Source organism: Congregibacter litoralis KT71 (genome assembly GCF_000153125.2).
GTDB lineage: Bacteria > Pseudomonadota > Gammaproteobacteria > Pseudomonadales > Halieaceae > Congregibacter > Congregibacter litoralis.
The window spans coordinates 2,264,000-2,280,997 of the sequence record NZ_CM002299.1 but is presented as its reverse complement, the minus strand read 5'-3'; the positions used below and the strand labels follow the sequence as shown (position 1 = coordinate 2,280,997).

Annotated in this window: 13 protein-coding genes; 9 read left to right on the top strand and 4 right to left on the bottom strand. The window is 58.9% G+C overall.

Annotated elements, in window-relative coordinates; translation table 11 throughout:
* Positions 1 to 67 precede the first annotated feature (67 nt).
* The 3 genes from topA to KT71_RS10485 all read left to right on the top strand — a co-directional run bounded on the left by topA (position 68) and on the right by KT71_RS10485 (position 3,623).
* Positions 68 to 2,794: a type I DNA topoisomerase gene (gene topA / locus KT71_RS10495; RefSeq protein WP_008295426.1), complete on the top strand. Its 2,727-nt coding sequence runs from the start codon at positions 68 to 70 to the stop codon at positions 2,792 to 2,794.
* 3 nt (positions 2,795 to 2,797) lie between these two features.
* A complete protein-coding gene (locus tag KT71_RS10490) occupies positions 2,798 to 3,283 on the top strand; it encodes a hypothetical protein (RefSeq protein ID WP_008295427.1) in 486 nt (161 codons plus the stop codon).
* 85 nt (positions 3,284 to 3,368) lie between these two features.
* Positions 3,369 to 3,623, top strand: a complete 255-nt coding sequence (locus KT71_RS10485) for a hypothetical protein (protein WP_023659592.1) — start codon at positions 3,369 to 3,371, stop codon at positions 3,621 to 3,623.
* Positions 3,624 to 3,842: 219 nt separating this feature from the next.
* Here the strand turns inward: KT71_RS10485 and lexA are convergent, their stop codons facing one another.
* Together lexA and KT71_RS10475 are read right to left on the bottom strand one after the other, a co-directional pair.
* Complete coding sequence (lexA, locus tag KT71_RS10480; protein WP_008295429.1) at positions 3,843 to 4,445, bottom strand: transcriptional repressor LexA; 603 nt, start codon at positions 4,443 to 4,445, stop codon at positions 3,843 to 3,845.
* A gap of 155 nt (positions 4,446 to 4,600) precedes the next feature.
* Positions 4,601 to 4,918 (bottom strand): DUF6763 family protein, encoded by a 318-nt coding sequence (locus tag KT71_RS10475; RefSeq protein WP_008295430.1) that lies wholly within the window; start codon positions 4,916 to 4,918, stop codon positions 4,601 to 4,603.
* Between the two features lie 247 nt (positions 4,919 to 5,165).
* On the opposite strand from KT71_RS10475, the gene KT71_RS10470 reads away from it, so the two are divergent.
* A complete protein-coding gene (locus KT71_RS10470) occupies positions 5,166 to 6,263 on the top strand; it encodes a mechanosensitive ion channel family protein (RefSeq protein WP_008295431.1) in 1,098 nt (365 codons plus the stop codon).
* The gene (locus KT71_RS10465) at positions 6,260 to 7,003 is read left to right on the top strand and encodes an S-methyl-5'-thioinosine phosphorylase (RefSeq protein ID WP_008295432.1); all 744 of its coding nucleotides are present in this window, start codon (positions 6,260 to 6,262) and stop codon (positions 7,001 to 7,003) included. The genes KT71_RS10470 and KT71_RS10465 overlap by 4 nt, the downstream gene beginning before the upstream one ends.
* Here the strand turns inward: KT71_RS10465 and KT71_RS10460 are convergent.
* Positions 7,000 to 8,091 (bottom strand): CsiV family protein, encoded by a 1,092-nt coding sequence (locus tag KT71_RS10460; RefSeq protein WP_008295433.1) that lies wholly within the window; start codon positions 8,089 to 8,091, stop codon positions 7,000 to 7,002. The two genes, KT71_RS10465 and KT71_RS10460, sit on opposite strands and share 4 nt — an antisense overlap.
* Before the next feature lie 215 nt (positions 8,092 to 8,306).
* On the bottom strand, positions 8,307 to 11,801 hold the full coding sequence (gene mfd, locus KT71_RS10455) for a transcription-repair coupling factor (protein WP_008295435.1): 3,495 nt from the start codon (positions 11,799 to 11,801) through the stop codon (positions 8,307 to 8,309).
* Positions 11,802 to 11,970: 169 nt separating this feature from the next.
* On the opposite strand from mfd, the gene KT71_RS10450 reads away from it, so the two are divergent.
* The 4 genes from KT71_RS10450 (at position 11,971) to KT71_RS10435 (ending at position 16,996) form a co-directional block, all read left to right on the top strand.
* Positions 11,971 to 13,440 carry a glyceraldehyde-3-phosphate dehydrogenase gene (locus KT71_RS10450; protein ID WP_008295436.1) on the top strand — a complete coding sequence of 490 codons (1,470 nt, stop codon included), beginning with the start codon at positions 11,971 to 11,973 and terminating at the stop codon, positions 13,438 to 13,440.
* 240 nt (positions 13,441 to 13,680) lie between these two features.
* Positions 13,681 to 15,033, top strand: a complete 1,353-nt coding sequence (locus KT71_RS10445) for a Na(+)-translocating NADH-quinone reductase subunit A (protein WP_008295437.1) — start codon at positions 13,681 to 13,683, stop codon at positions 15,031 to 15,033.
* Positions 15,034 to 15,036: 3 nt separating this feature from the next.
* Entirely contained in the window at positions 15,037 to 16,233 is a 1,197-nt protein-coding gene (locus KT71_RS10440) for an NADH:ubiquinone reductase (Na(+)-transporting) subunit B (protein ID WP_008295438.1), read from the top strand.
* Positions 16,226 to 16,996, top strand: coding sequence for a Na(+)-translocating NADH-quinone reductase subunit C (locus KT71_RS10435; RefSeq protein WP_008295439.1), 771 nt, complete (start codon positions 16,226 to 16,228; stop codon positions 16,994 to 16,996). Before KT71_RS10440 ends, KT71_RS10435 begins: the two co-directional genes overlap by 8 nt.
* Positions 16,997 to 16,998 lie beyond the last annotated feature (2 nt).

Below are 16,998 nucleotides of genomic sequence, written 5' to 3'. Positions count from 1 at the left end.
TTTGCTAAGTTTCGGGTTGTCACGGTAAACGCTTAATTTGTTTTTTTAGTACAGGCCTGCAACCCCTATGGGTAAATCCCTCGTCATCGTCGAATCACCAGCCAAGGCCAAGACCATCAATAAATACCTGGGCAACGATTTTGTCGTGAAGTCCAGCGTAGGGCATATCCGCGACTTGCCCACAGCGGGTTCCGCCAAAACCACCGATGCCAAGGAACGCGCCGCCAAGGCCGCGCAGACCCGCAAGATGTCGCCGGAAGAAAAAGCGATTCAAAAGAAAACCCGGGCGCGGGAACAGCTCGTTCGTCGTATGGGCATTGACCCTGATCAGGGCTGGGAAGCCAACTACGAAATTCTGCCGGGAAAAGAGAAGGTGGTTGCTGAGCTTCGCAAATTAGCAGAGACCTCGGACACCGTGTACCTCGCGACGGACCTTGATCGTGAAGGGGAGGCCATTGCCTGGCACCTTCGAGAGGCGATTGGTGGCAATGACGATCGGTATCAGCGGGTAGTCTTCAACGAGATCACCAAAAAAGCGATTCAGGAGGCTTTCTCCCAGCCATCGCGGATTGATCAGGCGCGGGTCAACGCGCAGCAGGCGCGACGATTCCTCGACCGTGTGGTGGGCTATATGGTCTCACCCCTGCTGTGGGCTAAAGTCGCCCGGGGTCTGTCTGCGGGGCGCGTGCAGTCCGTAGCGGTGCGTCTGATCGTGGAGCGGGAACGGGAAATTCGTGCTTTTATTCCCGAGGAGTATTGGGAGATTCATGCGGATCTTGAGACCAAAGCTGCCGAAAAAGCGCGCTTTGAAGTCCGACGCATGCGCGGGGAAAAATTTCGCCCCAACAATGAAAAAGATGCCATGGCAGCGCGGGACGCCCTGGCAGAAGCCTCCTATGTTGTCAGCGACCGGGAAGACAAGCCGACACGTTCGAAGCCACCCGCGCCCTTTATCACCTCCACCCTCCAGCAGGCGGCGAGCACGCGCCTGAGTTTCAGCGTCAAAAAGACCATGATGCTGGCGCAGCGCCTGTATGAGGCGGGCTACATCACCTACATGCGGACGGACTCGACAAACCTGAGCGCGGATGCGGTGCAGGCTTGTCGGGATCACATCAGGGATAATTACCCCAAGGAGTACCTGCCGGAACAGGCGGCGCGTTATTCATCCAATGACAATGCCCAGGAAGCCCACGAAGCGATTCGTCCATCGGACGTGAATGTTCTCCAGGGGCATCTTCAAAACATGGAGCGGGACGCCGAGCGCCTCTACGAGCTGATCTGGCGGCAGTTTGTGGCGGGTCAGATGCCCGCGGCCGAGTACACGTCCACAACCATTACCGTGAGCGCGGGTGATTTTCATCTGACCACCCGCGGCCGCATCGTGCGCTTCGATGGTTACACCCGGGTGCAGCCACCCCAGGGTCGCAAGGCAGAAGATACGGTTTTGCCCGATCTCGCCAAAGGGGACGAGCTCTCTTTGCTGAAACTGGATCCGGTGCAGCATTTCACCGCACCGCCATCACGCTATGGCGAGGCCAAGCTCGTGAGCGAGCTGGAAAAGCGCGGCATTGGTCGACCCTCAACCTATGCATCAATTATCTCGACCATCCAGGATCGCGGCTACGTGCGCCTCGAAAACAGGCGTTTTTATGCGGAGAAAATGGGCGAGATTGTCACGGATCGACTGGAGAGCAGCTTTAGCGATCTCCTGGACTATGGATTTACCGCGGGTATGGAAGAGCATCTCGACTCCGTCGCGGATGGAAAACTGGATTGGCGTCAACTGCTGGATGATTTCTACGCCGAGTTTAAGGAGCGGGTAGAGACGGCAGAGCTTCCCGAGCCCGATGGTATGCAGGCCAACGCGCCGACCATGACGGACATTCCCTGCAAGGCCTGCGGACGCCCCATGCAGATTCGCACCGCAAGCACCGGCGTTTTTCTGGGATGCTCCGGCTACGCCTTGCCGCCCAAGGAGCGCTGTAAAGAAACGGTCAACCTCATTCCCGGCGACGAGGTCATCGATGCCGATGCCGACGATGAGGCCGAGTCCCGCCTGCTGCGCAGTAAGCACCGCTGCCAGATCTGCAATGCGGCAATGGACAGTTATCTCATCGACGAAGAGCGCAAGCTGCATGTCTGCGGTAACAACCCCGATTGCTCAGGCTTCGAAGTGGAATTGGGCAAATACAAAATCAAGGGCTATGACGGGCCGACCCTGGAATGCGATAAGTGCGGCAACGAAATGCAGCTCAAGACCGGACGCTTCGGTAAATACTTCGGCTGCACCAATAGCGATTGCAAAAACACCCGGAAGCTTCTGCGCAGTGGCGAGCCGGCACCGCCGAAAATGGACCCCGTGCAAATGCCTGAGCTCATTTGCGAAAAGGTGGAAGACCATTATGTGCTGCGCGATGGCGCCGCGGGCCTGTTTCTCGCGGCGAGCCAGTTTCCCAAACACCGGGAAACCCGTGCCCCCCTGGTAAAAGAACTGCTGCCTCACAAGGAAGAGATTGATCCAAAATACACTTTTCTATTCGATGCGCCTACGGAGGATGACAGCGGCAATCCCGCGCAGATCCGCTACAGTCGCAAGACGAAAGAACAGTATGTGATGACCGAGGAAGACGGTAAGGCCACGGGGTGGAAAGCCTTTTACGATGGTGGCCGCTGGCAGATCCAGGAAGCGCCGAAGCGCAAGCCTAAAACCAAAGCCAAGGCAAAGGCCAAGGCCAAAACAAAAGCAAGAGCCAAAGCAAAAACGAAAGTCCAGGCAGGCAAGGACGCCTGAGCCGTGGCGCGAACCCGTGGGGAGGCTAACCGGGCCCTGTATCGCGCTCGTATACTCCTGGAGGCCTGGGAGCGCATGCGAGGAGACGGGCGCCACAGCGATGCAGCCCTGATTGATGCCTTTCTTCCCGCCAGTCGTGAGCAGCTTAGGACCGCCTATGGTTGGTTTCTGCTCTCTCTGGCGGGGATCGAGGACTCCACGAGGCTGCCAAGGCCCCAAAGTACCGATGAACTGCCAGCGCCAGATCCCGGTAAAGCGCTCAGTCCTGAAATAGCGGAATTCGCCCAGCTGGAGAAGGGCGGCTGGCTGGCGCAGATGCTGGCTGATGAAGTTGAGGCTTCGGCCTCTTTTCCCCACGGAGGAGCGGCGGCCAGGGGCGGCCTCCTGGTCAGTGATCGTGAGCCTCTGGGCTACCCGGTGGTTGTAACCTGGGCTGATGCCCTTGCGGCGATTATGGCGCGCATGGACGACTCCCTGTCCGAGTGTTGACCCAACGGCTCCCGGCAGGCTCGCTTGTTAGGGGGGGATCAGGGCTGCTACCATTGCCATGCAACTCTCAAATAGAGGTTACTGCGTGCCTACATCTTTGCTCGAGATCGTGGATCTCGGTGATGGCGACATAGTTCTACAACGTGCTGATGACGATAGCGAGCCCCTCGTGACCATCAGTTTCTCCGACGAAACCCGAATGTACATCATGGATCAGGGACTGGAAGTGGCGAAAGCCATGATTCAGGCCGGTATTCAGGCTGCCGCGCAGGTGGCGGAGCAGACGGACGTCGAGGTTGAGACCGAGCCGACACAAACGGCCCCCCGAATCCTGCACTGATTTACGCAGGGGCCGCGGAAAAGGGCTGGCGGCAGCGGCTAAGGATAGCTGCGGCTTACACCGCGACTAATCCTCGCGGACCATTGTCGCGGACCAGAGCCGCGGACCAGAGCCGCGGACCAGAGCCGCGGACCATAGCCGCGGACCATAGCCGCGGACCATAGCCGCGGACCAGAGCCGCAATCGATAAACAGCCTCGTCCCATAAACAGCCGTGACGCTACAGAGTCCGGCGAATAATACCCACGCTCAGGCCTTCGATGGCGAAGTTAGTGTCCGCCAGGTCGACGGTAATGGGGGAGAGGTGGTCGTTTTCCGGTAACAGCTGGAGGTGTCGCTTGTCTCGCCCACGCTTGAGCCGCTTGACCGTGACTTCATCGTCAATTCTCGCTACGACAATTGCGCCGTTATCAGCCACGGGCGTGCTGTGCACCGCCAGGAGGTCGCCGTCGTGGATACCCACGTTGATCATGCTGTCGCCTTCGACCCTCAACAGGTAGTCTGCGGGGGGATGGAACATGGAGGGGTCTACGGCACAGTGGTCTTCGACGTTCTCCGCAGCGAGAATGGGCTCTCCTGCGGCTACCTTGCCCACGATGGGTAAACCCGCGTCCTCGGGAAGACGGATACCCCGTGAAGCACCGGGAACAATTTCAATTGCGCCTTTGCGGGCAAGGGCTTTCAGATGCTCCTCAGCGGCATTCGCCGACTTGAAGCCCAGCTCTTTCGCAATATCCGCCCGGGTGGGCGGCATGCCGGTGGCGCCTATGTGGCGCCGAATAACGTCCAGAACCTGTTCCTGACGGGCGGTAAGCTTAAGCATGGGGCACCTGTGAATATGTACAGTGCCTGTGATTATATACAGTATGTAGTGGGAGGCAAGCCGCTCTCAGTCAGAAAGCGACACGTGTTTATCTTGCATCGCCGGGCGTTTGTCAGGGCAGGAGACCCCGTGGGTCCCTTGCTCGAGCGAGGCGCTTAACTGTCGTCCAGGGCGAGAACTGTGTCCGGCTCGATAGCTGACAGAGGATTTCCCCACTCCAGCGGATGCATGGGGCCGTCGGGGTCCGGTGCATCGGCATCATCAAGCTCAAAAGCCGAGCGCCAGTCCTCGGGGGCCGCGGCGGGACGCAAGTGGAGTTCGGCCCAGACATCGAGGTCAAAATCCGCCAGCTCACCATCGAGATACTGTACCTGAACGTTTGCGTCTTCCATGTCCAGGGATACGATTTCAAACAGCTGGCCGTTCTCGCAATCCTGATACCAGTGGCCGAGCTTTGGAACGAAATGACTCATGGAGATCCTCCTTGATTACCCTTTAAAACTATCAGCTCTCCCCGGATATGCCAGTGCGGTCTCCGATGCAAAGAAAAGGCGTAGACCGCGTCGTCTGGGCCCCGAAAATCAAGGAAGCGAGACTATTCAATCACTTGGCGTTTGCGCTCTAGAAAGCGTCTGAGCTTATGGTGGCGCTGTTATACTTTCGCCGCCTTAGGGGCGATTTCTACATTCTTAAACAGTCTAAAAGCCGATTGGGATTTTCATGGAATCACAGCTCGCCGTAGCCTTTGCGCATATTGCTAACAGTCTGAATCTGCCCTGGGTCTGGGTGGCGGTCGGTGGTCTGCTGCTGATTGCGCTCGTGGGTCAATGGATCATCGGTGCGCTTTTCCGCCGCCTCCATCGTTTTGCCGAGGAGTCAGAGCAGCAGTGGGACGATGCGTTGGTCCTCGCGCTTGTTTCCCCTGCCAAACTGGCCTGGTGGTTGCTGCTCCTGACGTTGCTGTTTGCACTGTTGCCCAGCCTGGCATCTATCAGAACCGTTGCACTCACCGCGCTCAATGCGTCCCTGGTATTGCTGGTCCCCTGGTTTCTTCATCGCCTCATCGCTAATGTTGAGGAGCAGGTTATCGTTGCAAAGTTCTCCGATGGCGCCTCCGTTGATAAGGCGACGGTGCGATCCACGGCGCGATTACTCCGGGTGGCTCTTTGGCTGGTCACGGCGCTGATGTTGTTGCAAACCCTGGGCGTGTCTGTCTCCGGCTTGTTAGCCTTTGGTGGCATCGGAGGCATCGCCGTGGGCTTTGCCGCCAAGGATCTCCTCGCTAATTTTTTTGGCGGTCTGGGGATCTATATGGACCGGCCCTTCACCATTGGTGACTGGGTGCGTTCGCCGGACCGCTCCCTGGAGGGCACCGTAGAGGAAATAGGTTGGCGAGTGACGCAGATTCGCACTTTCGATAAACGTCCGATCTATGTTCCCAATGCGGTTTTCAGTCAGATCATCATAGAAAACCCCTCTCGCATGCAGAATCGTCGCATCTACGAGAAGTTTGGTCTGCGCTATGGCGACAGTCGAAGCCTGGGTCCGGTCATCGATGCCATCCGGGACATGGTCAACAATCACCCTGACATTGATACGGGGCAAACCATCATCGTGAATTTCGAATCCTTTGGCGGCTCGTCTCTCGACTGTTTTCTTTACTGCTTTACCCGCACCACCAATTGGGTGGAGTACCACGGCGTCAAACAGGATGTTTTGATGAAAGTTCTGGAAATTGTGCACGAGCATGGCGCTGACATCGCTTTCCCCACGCGCACTCTGCACATGCAGAACCCCGGCGAGACGATTTCCCCATGAGTCTGGGACTGATTGGGGGCACGGGGCTGGATACCCTGTCCGGATTACGGGTGACGGCGTCCCATGCGGTTGATACGCCCTACGGCCAGCCTTCCATGGCGATCGAGGAGGGCGTGCTGGCTGGCAGGAAGGTCTTTTTTCTCCACCGGCATGGGGGAGGCGGGCGTCCGATCCCACCCCACCGGGTCAATTATCGCGCCAATCTGTGGGCCCTCCACGAGCTCGGCGTCAAGCGCATTCTCGCGGCCAACGCCGTGGGGGCCATTGCCTCTTCAATGACCGCCGGCAAGCTCGTGATTCCCCACCAGCTTATCGACTACACCTGGGGCCGGGAGCACAGCTTTGATGACGGCAGCAGTGGTGTTCTCCAGCATGTGGACTTTACCCATCCCTACGATGCCGGCCTCCGGGAGGAGGTTCTTTGCGCTGCGCGCGCTGCCGAGGTGCCGTACGTCGATGCTGCGGTGCTTGGTGTGGTTCAGGGGCCGAGACTGGAAACTGCCGCCGAGGTGACGCGGTTCTCAGGAGATGGCTGTGATTTGCTGGGAATGACAGGAATGCCCGAAGCGTCTCTGGCGAGAGAACTGGGGCTCCCCTATGCAGCGATATGCATGGTGGTCAATGCCGCGGCGGGTTTGGGCGATGCTTCCATCTCCATGGACGCAATACGGGAAACCTTGCGTGGGGAGACCCTGCTCTTTGGGGCTTTGCTCAGGGCCTTTCTCGAGGCGTCGGCCTAGCTTCCCTCTGCGGTCGGCGTGTCATCGGGTGGTGGCAACACGTCTACGGGCAGGGCATGGCGCTCGCGAAAGGTGCGAATCTCTGGCGATCGCAGGGGTAAGGCGTCTTCGCTCACGGGCGTGATTTTCACGATAACGCCAATCACCGGGTGGTCGAGATAGTGCACTTCGCCGGAGCGCATCCGCCGCGTCTGGCGATGGACGATGGCGTGGTGCCAGGGATAGAGAGGCTCTGTACTCGCTGCTTCCGCCGGGGATTCCTCAGGTCTCTGGTCCCGAGACGATAGTGCGTTTTGTGACAGGTCCATGCCCTGAGCAACGTCCTCAGCAACGTTCTCAGGGAAAACCTCAGTGACACCCTCAGTAACAACCTCAGGATCCTGCGCTGGCGCCCAGGGGTTAATGGGAGTACCCCGGAGTGTTTTCGCGGTTAAAGACTGCGGGGCGAGAGGCGGCGCCGTTATCTGCCAACCGTCGGGCAAATAGTCCCCCAGGGTGTTGAGCCACAGATCGAGCACGATGTGCAGGTAGCGGGAGCGATAAATCTGCAGGCTGCCCTGAAGCGCCGGCCAGTCCGTGCTGTCCATATCGCCCGAGCGATCCACGATGAGGGCAGGGGTTTCCGCCTGGTCATCAAGCATGGCCCACCAGCTTCCGTGAAACATCACGCGCTGCCCACGGCGGCGCAGGCTCCGGGCTTGAGCCCGGAATTCGAGGTTTTCTTCGTCCAGAAGCTCATAGGGCAGGCTGAGTATCGGGCTTGTGAGATCCACGCCGGGTTCGTTGGGATCAAGGACGGGATTGTTGGGGTCAATGAGGGCTTCATCAGGACCGGTGGCGCTCGCCATTGGCTCATTGCTGCGTTGGGACAGGGCCCCCGCGTTGGCAGGGGTATCAACGCTATCGTCGTCCGCGGGAAACAGCTCATCAAGCGCCCCCTCCGGGTCCTGCAGGGGCACCGTAAGCGCGTCGGGCCGGGAATGGTCGAGTAACTCCTCGATGGGTGCGGGCACAGAGAGGGATTGTTGCCCCCGGGCATCGATTTGACTCTCGAAGGCCAGACTCTCCATCTGCCGTCGATCGGCCATGGGCCGGATCCAGCAAAAAACGGTAGCGCTGGGGATACTCAAGGACCGGGAGGGGGGCCCACTGTTCGGCACCCAGGCTTTCGGCGTCTTCCCGCACAAAGATTAACACCTCGGTGCGGTACCAGTTGTCTGCCAGATCCTCGGGAATCTCCGCCGCTGCAGTGACGCCAGACAGGGCAAGCGCTGCGAGGAGTGCGCGAGGAGCGATGCAATGATCAGGCAGCTTCATCCAGTACCTCCCCGGCGAGCCGCTGTAATAATTCCCGGGCGAGGGCTTCCCGCTCCTTGATATCCGGTAGAGGTCGCTCAATGCGCAGCCGCGTGGGGCCCGCCAGGCGATAGCTAAGGGGCTGCTCCTGAACCAGGGTAACGAGCTGAAGGGGATCAACGTTGGTGTCATCCGTAAAGTCGATATGTCCGCCGCTCTCGCCAAGCTCCAGGGCTTTGATGCCACAGCGCTGGGCCAGCAGCCGAAGGGAGCTGGTGATGAATAGTCCCTTTACCTGTGGCGGCAATAATCCGAAGCGATCAATCATCTCTACCTGCATTTCCCGAAGCGCCGCGTCATTTTCGCAGGCTGCGATGCGCTTGTAGAGTATGAGGCGCATATTTGGATCCGGAAGATAGTCGTCGGGAATGAGCGCCGGACTGTGGAGTTTGACCTCCGTGGTCGCCTGCAGGGGCGCATCGACATCGGGAATGTCACCCCGCCTCAGCGCCTCCACGGCCTGGCGAAGGAGCTGGGAATACATGGCAAAACCCACGCTCTGGATCTGACCACTCTGTTCATCCCCAAGAAGCTCACCGGCGCCCCTAATTTCCAGATCATGGGTTGCCAGCTGATAACCCGCGCCCAGGTCGCCCGCGGCCTCGATGGCCTCCAGGCGTTTGCTGGCATCCGTGGTCATGGCTGACGCCGGGGGGCACAGGAGATAGGCATAGGCCTGGTGGTGAGAACGCCCCACGCGACCCCGGAGCTGGTGCAGTTGCGCCAGACCAAATTTATCGGCCCGATCAATGATGATGGTATTGGCATTGGGTATATCAATGCCCGTTTCGATAATCGTTGAACACACGAGAATATGGTGTCGCTGGTGATAGAAATCCGACATTACCCGCTCCAGCTGGGTTTCATGCATCTGTCCGTGGGCTACGGCGACGGAAAGGTCCGGGAGCAGCTCCTTCAAACCCTGGGCGCATTGCTCGATGGTGCGTACTTCATTGTGCACGTAAAACACCTGTCCACCGCGCAGGGACTCCCTTAGCACCGCTTCCTTGATGAGGCCGTGATCATGCTCCCTGACAAAGGTCTTGATTGAGAGCCTGCGCGCCGGCGGTGTAGCGATGATGGACAGGTCACGCATGCCGCCCAGGGCCATGTTCAGCGTCCGTGGAATCGGTGTAGCTGTAAGCGTAAGAATATCTACCTCGGCGCGGAGCGCTTTGATGCTGTCTTTCTGACGGACACCGAAGCGATGCTCCTCATCGATAATCAGGAGGCCCAGATCGGCGAACTTGATATCGCTCTGGATGAGCTTGTGTGTACCAATGAGAATATCCACATCGCCGGACTCCAGGCGCTTGGCAATCTCCCGCGTATCCGAAGCAGCGCGAAAACGTGAAATCACTTCGATCTTCACGGGCCAGTTGGCAAAGCGATCTCTAAACGAGTTGTAGTGCTGCTGGGCGAGGAGGGTGGTGGGAACCAGCACGGCTACCTGGCGGGCGTTTGCCGTAGCGATAAACGCCGCGCGCATGGCGACTTCGGTTTTGCCAAAACCCACGTCGCCACAGACCAGGCGGTCCATCACACCTGTACCGCACATATCGGCTTCCACGGCATCAATGGCCGCAGCCTGATCGGGGGTTTCCTCAAAGGGGAAGCCCGCGGCAAACTTTGCATAGTCCTCTTCGGGGCTTGTGAACTGTACACCTTCCCGGGCTTCGCGCCGGGCATAGACCTCCAGAAGCTGGGCCGCCACGTCGTTGGCTTTTTCCCGCGCTTTACGCTGGGCTTTCTCCCATTGTTCAGACCCCAGGCGATGCAGGGGTGCGTGCTCGGGATCGCTACCGGCGTAGCGACTGATGAGCTGCAACGAGGAGACGGGCACATAGAGTTTGGATTGATCCGCATATTCGAGGGTTAAAAACTCCGCGTCGGCTCCGTCCACTTCCAGATGGGTCAGGCCCATGTAGCGTCCGATACCGTGCTCCGCGTGAACGACGGGAGAGCCTTCCCGGAGCTCATTGAGATCACGGAAGATGGCTTCGGGGTCGAGGGCATCCCGGCCTCGTCGCCGGCGGCGCTGGGCAACCCGCTCACCGAAAAGCTGGGTTTCCGTTATGAGCATCGGCGCCGTGGGCCCGAGATTGATGCCGCGGTCGATGGGCGCTACGGCGAGGGCGAAATCCGCGCCGGAGCTTATGAAGTCATGCCAGTTGGCGACTTCCTGCGGCGGTTTGCCCAGAGACTCCAGAAGGATTTCCCGCCGCCCCTCGGTTTCTGCGCACAGTAAGACCGGACCGCTGTGATCCTTGAGCAAGGTCTGTAGCCGGGTGGCCAGGCCGCTCTCGTTTTCTCCATCAAGCAGTTGAGGCGGCGGTTCGGTGTTGGCTGCAATGTGCGCCGGCGCCTCGGCGCTGGGGCGCAACTCCAGTACCGCGTGTCGTTTCAGTACCTGAAAAAGCTCTTCCACCGGCATGAACAGCTCACCGGGAGACAGAAGTGGTCGGCGGGGATCGACACCGTAGTCCGTAAACCGACGGCTTGCTTCCTCCCAGAATCGTGATGCGGCGCTGTAGTGGTCTCCCAGGGTAAGAAGCGCCGCGTTCTCCGGCAGGTAATCCAGAAGGGACTCACAGGCGTCAAAGAACAGAGGAAGGTAGTACTCGGCTCCTCCGGGTGCACGACCATCACTCAGCTCGGTGAACACGGGACATTGATCGTGGTCCACGTCAAAGCGCGCGTACCAGCGCTGCTGGAATGCCTGTATGCCCGGCTTGTCCAGGGGGAATTCCCGGGCCGGGAGCAAATCCACACGGGGAAGTTTTTCAATGGTGCGCTGGGTTTCGGGGTCAAAGCTGCGCAGACTGTCAATTTCATCGTCGAGAAGATCGATGCGTAGGGGGAGCTTGCTGCCCATGGGGTAAATGTCCATGAGGGATCCGCGCACCGCAAACTCTCCGTGCTCATAGACTGTATCCACGGCGCGGTAGCCACTTTTGGAGAGCGCAGCACGCAGGGCCTCGATATCCAGGGACTGGCCTTCCTCCAGCAGAAGGCTGTTTCCTTCAATGTAATGGCGGGGGGGTAGTCTCTGCATGAGCGCCGCGATGGGGAGGAGCAGCACGCCGCGATGGGTATCCGGTAGTCGATGCAGCGTCCTCAGGCGCTCGGACACGATATCCTGGTGGGGGGAGAAGTTGTCGTAGGGCAGGGTCTCCCAATCCGGTAGCTGGAGAATTTCACAGTCTTCGGGTAGAAAAAACGGCAATTCCCGGGCGAGCATCTGCGCCTGCGCCGTATCTTCCGTAAACGCCACGAGCAATCGCTCTTCGGCAGCTAGCTCTGCAATACACAGGGAGGCGGTACTGCCGTAGAGGGGACCGATGGCGGTGCGGGAGCCTGTGGTCGTTGGCCAGGGACAGGATTCCAGCAGGGGTGCAAAGAGCATAGTGTCGGGGTGAGTCGGCGGCTTGCGGGCGGCCATTGTAGAGCGAGGTGGGGCGGGCCTCCAAACTGTGATGAGCGCAACATTTACCATGTTGCGGGCGCAGGGGTGCGCAGGGATAATGCACGGCATCAAGCAGTGCACTACTGCGATTGCGCCCTGGTGCGCCCCCACCGTGTCTTAACACGCCAAAAAAGGACTACTACCCGTGACGGACCGCAAACGACCTCGCCCGGACGACTATTTCAAAGACTGGAAAGAGCGCGAAGCGCTGGCGGAAGACATCATCCCTCTGGTGGGGCGTCTTGCCCGGGAAAAGAACGTCAAGTGTTTCTGCTACGACCGATCCATGGTGAATACCTCCGTACTGGAGCTGATGAAAACTCACCGCTATGTCCGGCAGGTAGAAGGAAATGAGCTGTCCGAGCGGGAAACCCATCCCGTTCTCCTGGCGATGAGCCAGCTTGATCTGGGGCCGGCTCACATCGATGTGGGTCGTCTTGCGGTTAATTACTACGACAAAAATCACGGCGAGGGTCTCAGCATTGATGAATATGTGCGAGAGCAGCTCGGCTATCTTCTTGCAAGCGAAGGCACACAGGTAGAAAAACCCAGAGATGTCGTGCTTTACGGTTTCGGTCGTATCGGCCGCCTGGTAGCGCGGATCCTGATCGATAAAGCGGCGGGTGGAGAAGCGTTTCGCCTGCGCGCGGTGGTGGTGCGTAAGGGCAGTGCGCCCAATGATCTCGAGAAACGCGCGAGCCTCTTGCGTCGTGACTCCGTGCACGGGGCCTTTAAAGGTACGATTCGCGTTGATGAGGAGCGCCAGAGCTTTGTGGCCAATGGCAATGAGGTCCGGGTTATCTACGCCAGCTCGCCCGACAGCATCGACTACACGGAATACGGCATCAACGACGCCATTATTATCGACAACACCGGTGTCTGGCGCGACGAGGAAGGTTTGTCCCAGCACCTGAAATCCAAGGGCGCGGCAAAGGTCATCCTTACCGCTCCCGGTAAAGGAGACATCAAGAACATCGTTGCGGGCATTAACAACGAGGACATCGCCGCCGATGATTCTATTATCTCCGCTGCATCCTGCACGACCAACGCTATTGTCCCGCCCTTAAAAGCCATTGACGACAAGTTCGGCATCCTTCACGGACATGTGGAAACGGTGCACGCCTACACGAACGATCAGAACCTTATCGACAACTACCACAAGGCAGATCGGCGGGGGCGCAGTGCACCCTTGAATATGGTGATTACAGAAACCGGAGCGGCGAAGGCTGTCGCAAAGGTCCTTCCGCAACTTTCGGGAAAGCTCACGGGGAACGCAATCCGGGTGCCTACGCCCAACGTCTCCATGGCTATCCTCAATCTGACCCTTGCTGAAGAGACGGACGCGGACACCCTGAACGAATACATGCGCCACATGGCCCTCCATTCCAGTATGCGTCGTCAGATCGACTATTCAGCATCGCCCGAGGTGGTTTCCTCAGACTTTGTGGGCTCCCGAACGGCCTGTGTCTATGACGCCAGAGCGACCATCGTGAGTGGGAACCAGGCCGTTATGTATCTGTGGTATGACAACGAGTTTGGTTATAGCTGTCAGGTATACCGTGTTATGGAACGTATGGCGGGTGTGAACTACGCGGTGTATCCGCAGGCAGCGTAGTAAAAATGGCCGCGACTCCGCTTCGCGGCCTGTCCCGGAGAATGTCTGTAAATAGCATGCTACTTCAGTAGCGGGAGCCCCCGACGCTTCGCTATAATGCGCGCGGCCTGATGCCGGTTCGTGGGGGAGCGAAGCGAATCGGTAAGTCATTCAAGGCAATCACAAGCAAAAAAACAGCGCTTAGAGCGCATTTGTGGTGGCCCATTCGCTTGAAACACAACGACAATCCAGGCGGATTACATGATTAAAATATCGCGGGGGCTTGATATCCCTCTTGAGGGTGCGCCCGAGCAAAGCATTGCCGACGCACCTGACGCACGCGCCGTTGCGGTTCTTGGCGCGGACTACGTAGGCATGAAGCCGACCATGGCTGTACAGGTCGGAGACCGCGTGCAGTGCGGACAGATTCTCTTCAGCTGTAAAAAAACCGAGGGCGTGCATTACACCGCGCCGGCTTCCGGTGTGGTTTCGGCGATCAATCGCGGTGCCAAACGGGTACTGCAGTCGGTAGTGATTGATGTCGAAGACGCGGATGACAGTGACGCGGTAAGCTTTGACGCCTACAGCGCCGACGAGGCCCGGGCACTTCCCGCAAGTAGCGTGCGGGCGCAGTTGCAGGCCTCGGGTCAATGGACCGCCCTGCGCACAAGACCTTTCAGTGCTGTACCGGCCCCCGATCACGAGCCGGCGGCAATATTTGTGACCGCCATGGATACCAATCCCCTGGCGGCAGATCCGGCAATCATCATTGCACAGCAGGATGAGGCGTTTGCCCTGGGTTTGGATCTTCTTGCCACCCTGACAACGGAATCGCTTTATCTCTGCACGGCACCGGGAGCGACGATCCCCGGGGGCAGCGCGGGCAATATCCAGCGGGAGGAGTTTGCGGGTCCGCACCCCGCGGGTCTCGCGGGCACCCACGTCCACTACCTCCTGGGCACGAATCCCGAGCGTATGGTCTGGACCGTGGGGTACCAGGATGTGATTGCCATAGGGCGCCTGTTTCTCGATGGGCGACTCTGGACCGAGCGCGTGATCTCTCTGGCAGGACCTCAGGTTGAGCACCCTCGCTTGCTGAGAACCCGTCTCGGCGCGGATTTGGAGGCGCTGGTGGCCGGGCAGCTCAAGGCAGGGGAGAACCGCATTATCTCGGGGTCTGTGCTGGGCGGGCAAAAAGTATCCGGCGCCACGGCCTATCTCGGGAGATACCACACCCAGGTATCGGTGCTGGAAGAAGGGCGCGAACGGGAGTTCATGCACTTCATGCGACCGGGGGCTGACAAGCACTCCAGTCTCGGGGTTTTCGTCAGCAGCTGGCTGGGGCGGAAACTCCTGCCCATGACGACTTCCACCAACGGCAGTGAGCGCGCCATGGTGCCCGTGGGCGCCTACGAACGCATTATGCCCCTGGACATTTTGCCAACCCAACTGTTGCGCGCTCTCATCGTGGGCGATACGGAAACGGCACAGGCCCTGGGCTGTTTGGAGCTTGACGAGGAGGATCTTGCGCTTTGCACCTACGTCTGCCCCGGAAAATATGAATACGGGCCAATCCTCAGGGATAACCTGACACGCATAGAGAAGGAGGGTTAAGTCATGGCTTTACGAGGCTGGCTTGACGGCGTTGAGCACCATTTTCAGGACGGTGGACGCTTCCAGAATTTTTATCCGCTTTACGAAGCGGTAGACACTATTTTTTACAAGCCATCGTCAGTCACGCGCTCATCGGCACACGTGCGCGATAGCATCGATTTGAAGCGCATCATGATCACCGTGTGGCTGGCGGTCTTTCCCGCGATGTTCTACGGCATGTACAACCTCGGATTTCAGGCCAACGAAGTCCTTGCAGTTACCGGGGGCAGTGTCGATGGCTGGCGCGGGGCGCTTATTCAGGCGTTTGGCGGGACGGACTCATCAAACATCTGGCACAACATGTGGTTTGGTGCCTTGTACTTCGTGCCCATTTATCTGGTGACTTTTGTTGTGGGCGGCTTCTGGGAAGTGCTGTTTGCGATCAAGCGTGGCCACGAGATCAACGAAGGTTTCTTTGTCACGTCCATTCTGTTTGCGCTGATCTGCCCCCCTGACTTACCGCTCTGGCAGGCCGCGCTGGGAATCAGCTTCGGTATCGTCATCGGCAAGGAAGTTTTTGGTGGCACCGGCAAGAACTTCCTCAACCCCGCGCTCACGGGCCGTGCGTTCCTGTACTTCGCCTATCCGGCACAGTTGTCGGGCGACGCGGTGTGGACGGCGATCGACGGTTATAGCAGTGCAACGCCCCTGGGTATGGTTGCATCCGAAGGTATGACTGCCATGCAGGCGCAATACACCTGGATGGATGCGTTTATCGGCTCGATTCCCGGCTCCATTGGTGAGACCTCAACGCTCATGGTCATGATTGGCGGCGCAATCCTGCTGCTGACCAAGGTTGCCTCCTGGCGTGTCGTCGCCGGGGTCTTCCTCGGTATGTTCCTGTTTTCGTCTTTCCTCAACCTCGTGGGTTCGGACAGCAACCCGGCCTTCTCCATGCCCTGGTACTGGCACATGGTGGTGGGCGGCTTCGCCTTTGGCATGTTCTTCATGGCAACGGATCCTGTCTCCGCTGCCATGACTGATACGGGACGCTGGGCGTACGGCATTCTCATCGGCGTCATGGCCGTGCTCATTCGCGTCATCAACCCAGCGTTTCCCGAGGGCATCATGCTCGCGATTCTTTTCGCCAACCTGTTTGCGCCGCTGTTCGATCACTTTACGGTGCAGGCGAATATCAAGAGGAGACTCGCCCGTGGCTAGTAACGACGGTATTGGCAAGATCCTCGGTGTCGCGCTGGCACTTTGCATTGTGTGCTCGGTGATCGTGTCCACGGCGGCAGTGGTGTTGAAGCCGGCGCAGGAGGCGAACAAAACCCTCGATCGCAAGCGAAACATTCTTCAGGCAGCGGGCATGCTGGAGGAAGGGCGCAGCGTCGACGAGCAGTTCTCCGTCGTTGAAGAGCGTTTTGTGGACCTTTCAAGCGGTCAGTTCACGGACGATGTGGCGCCTGGTTACGACCAGCAGGCGGCCTCAAAAGACCCTTCACGGTCCCGGGATATACCCAGCGATGAAGATATCGCCAAGCTTGGGCGCCAGGCCTCTGTCGCGCAGGTTTACCTGGTGCGCGGCGAGAGCGGCGAGTACGAAAAAATCATTCTGCCCGTCCATGGTTACGGGCTGTGGTCCACGCTCTATGGTTTTCTTGCCCTGGAGTCCGACGGAAACACCGTGGCGGGTCTCGGGTTTTACGACCACGGCGAAACGCCGGGGCTTGGCGGAGAGGTGGACAACCCCCGTTGGAAGTCCCTGTGGCCCGGCAAAAAGGTGTATCGCGACGGCGAGGTGGAGCTCAGTCTCGCCAAAGGCGCCGTGGATCCCAGCAGTCCCAACGCCGACTGGAAGGTAGACGGGCTATCAGGCGCCACGCTGACCAGTCGCGGTGTCACCAATCTTATCGACTTCTGGCTGGGTGATGCGGGCTTCGCTCCCTTCCTCGAAAACCTTAGAAATGGAGAGGCCTGATC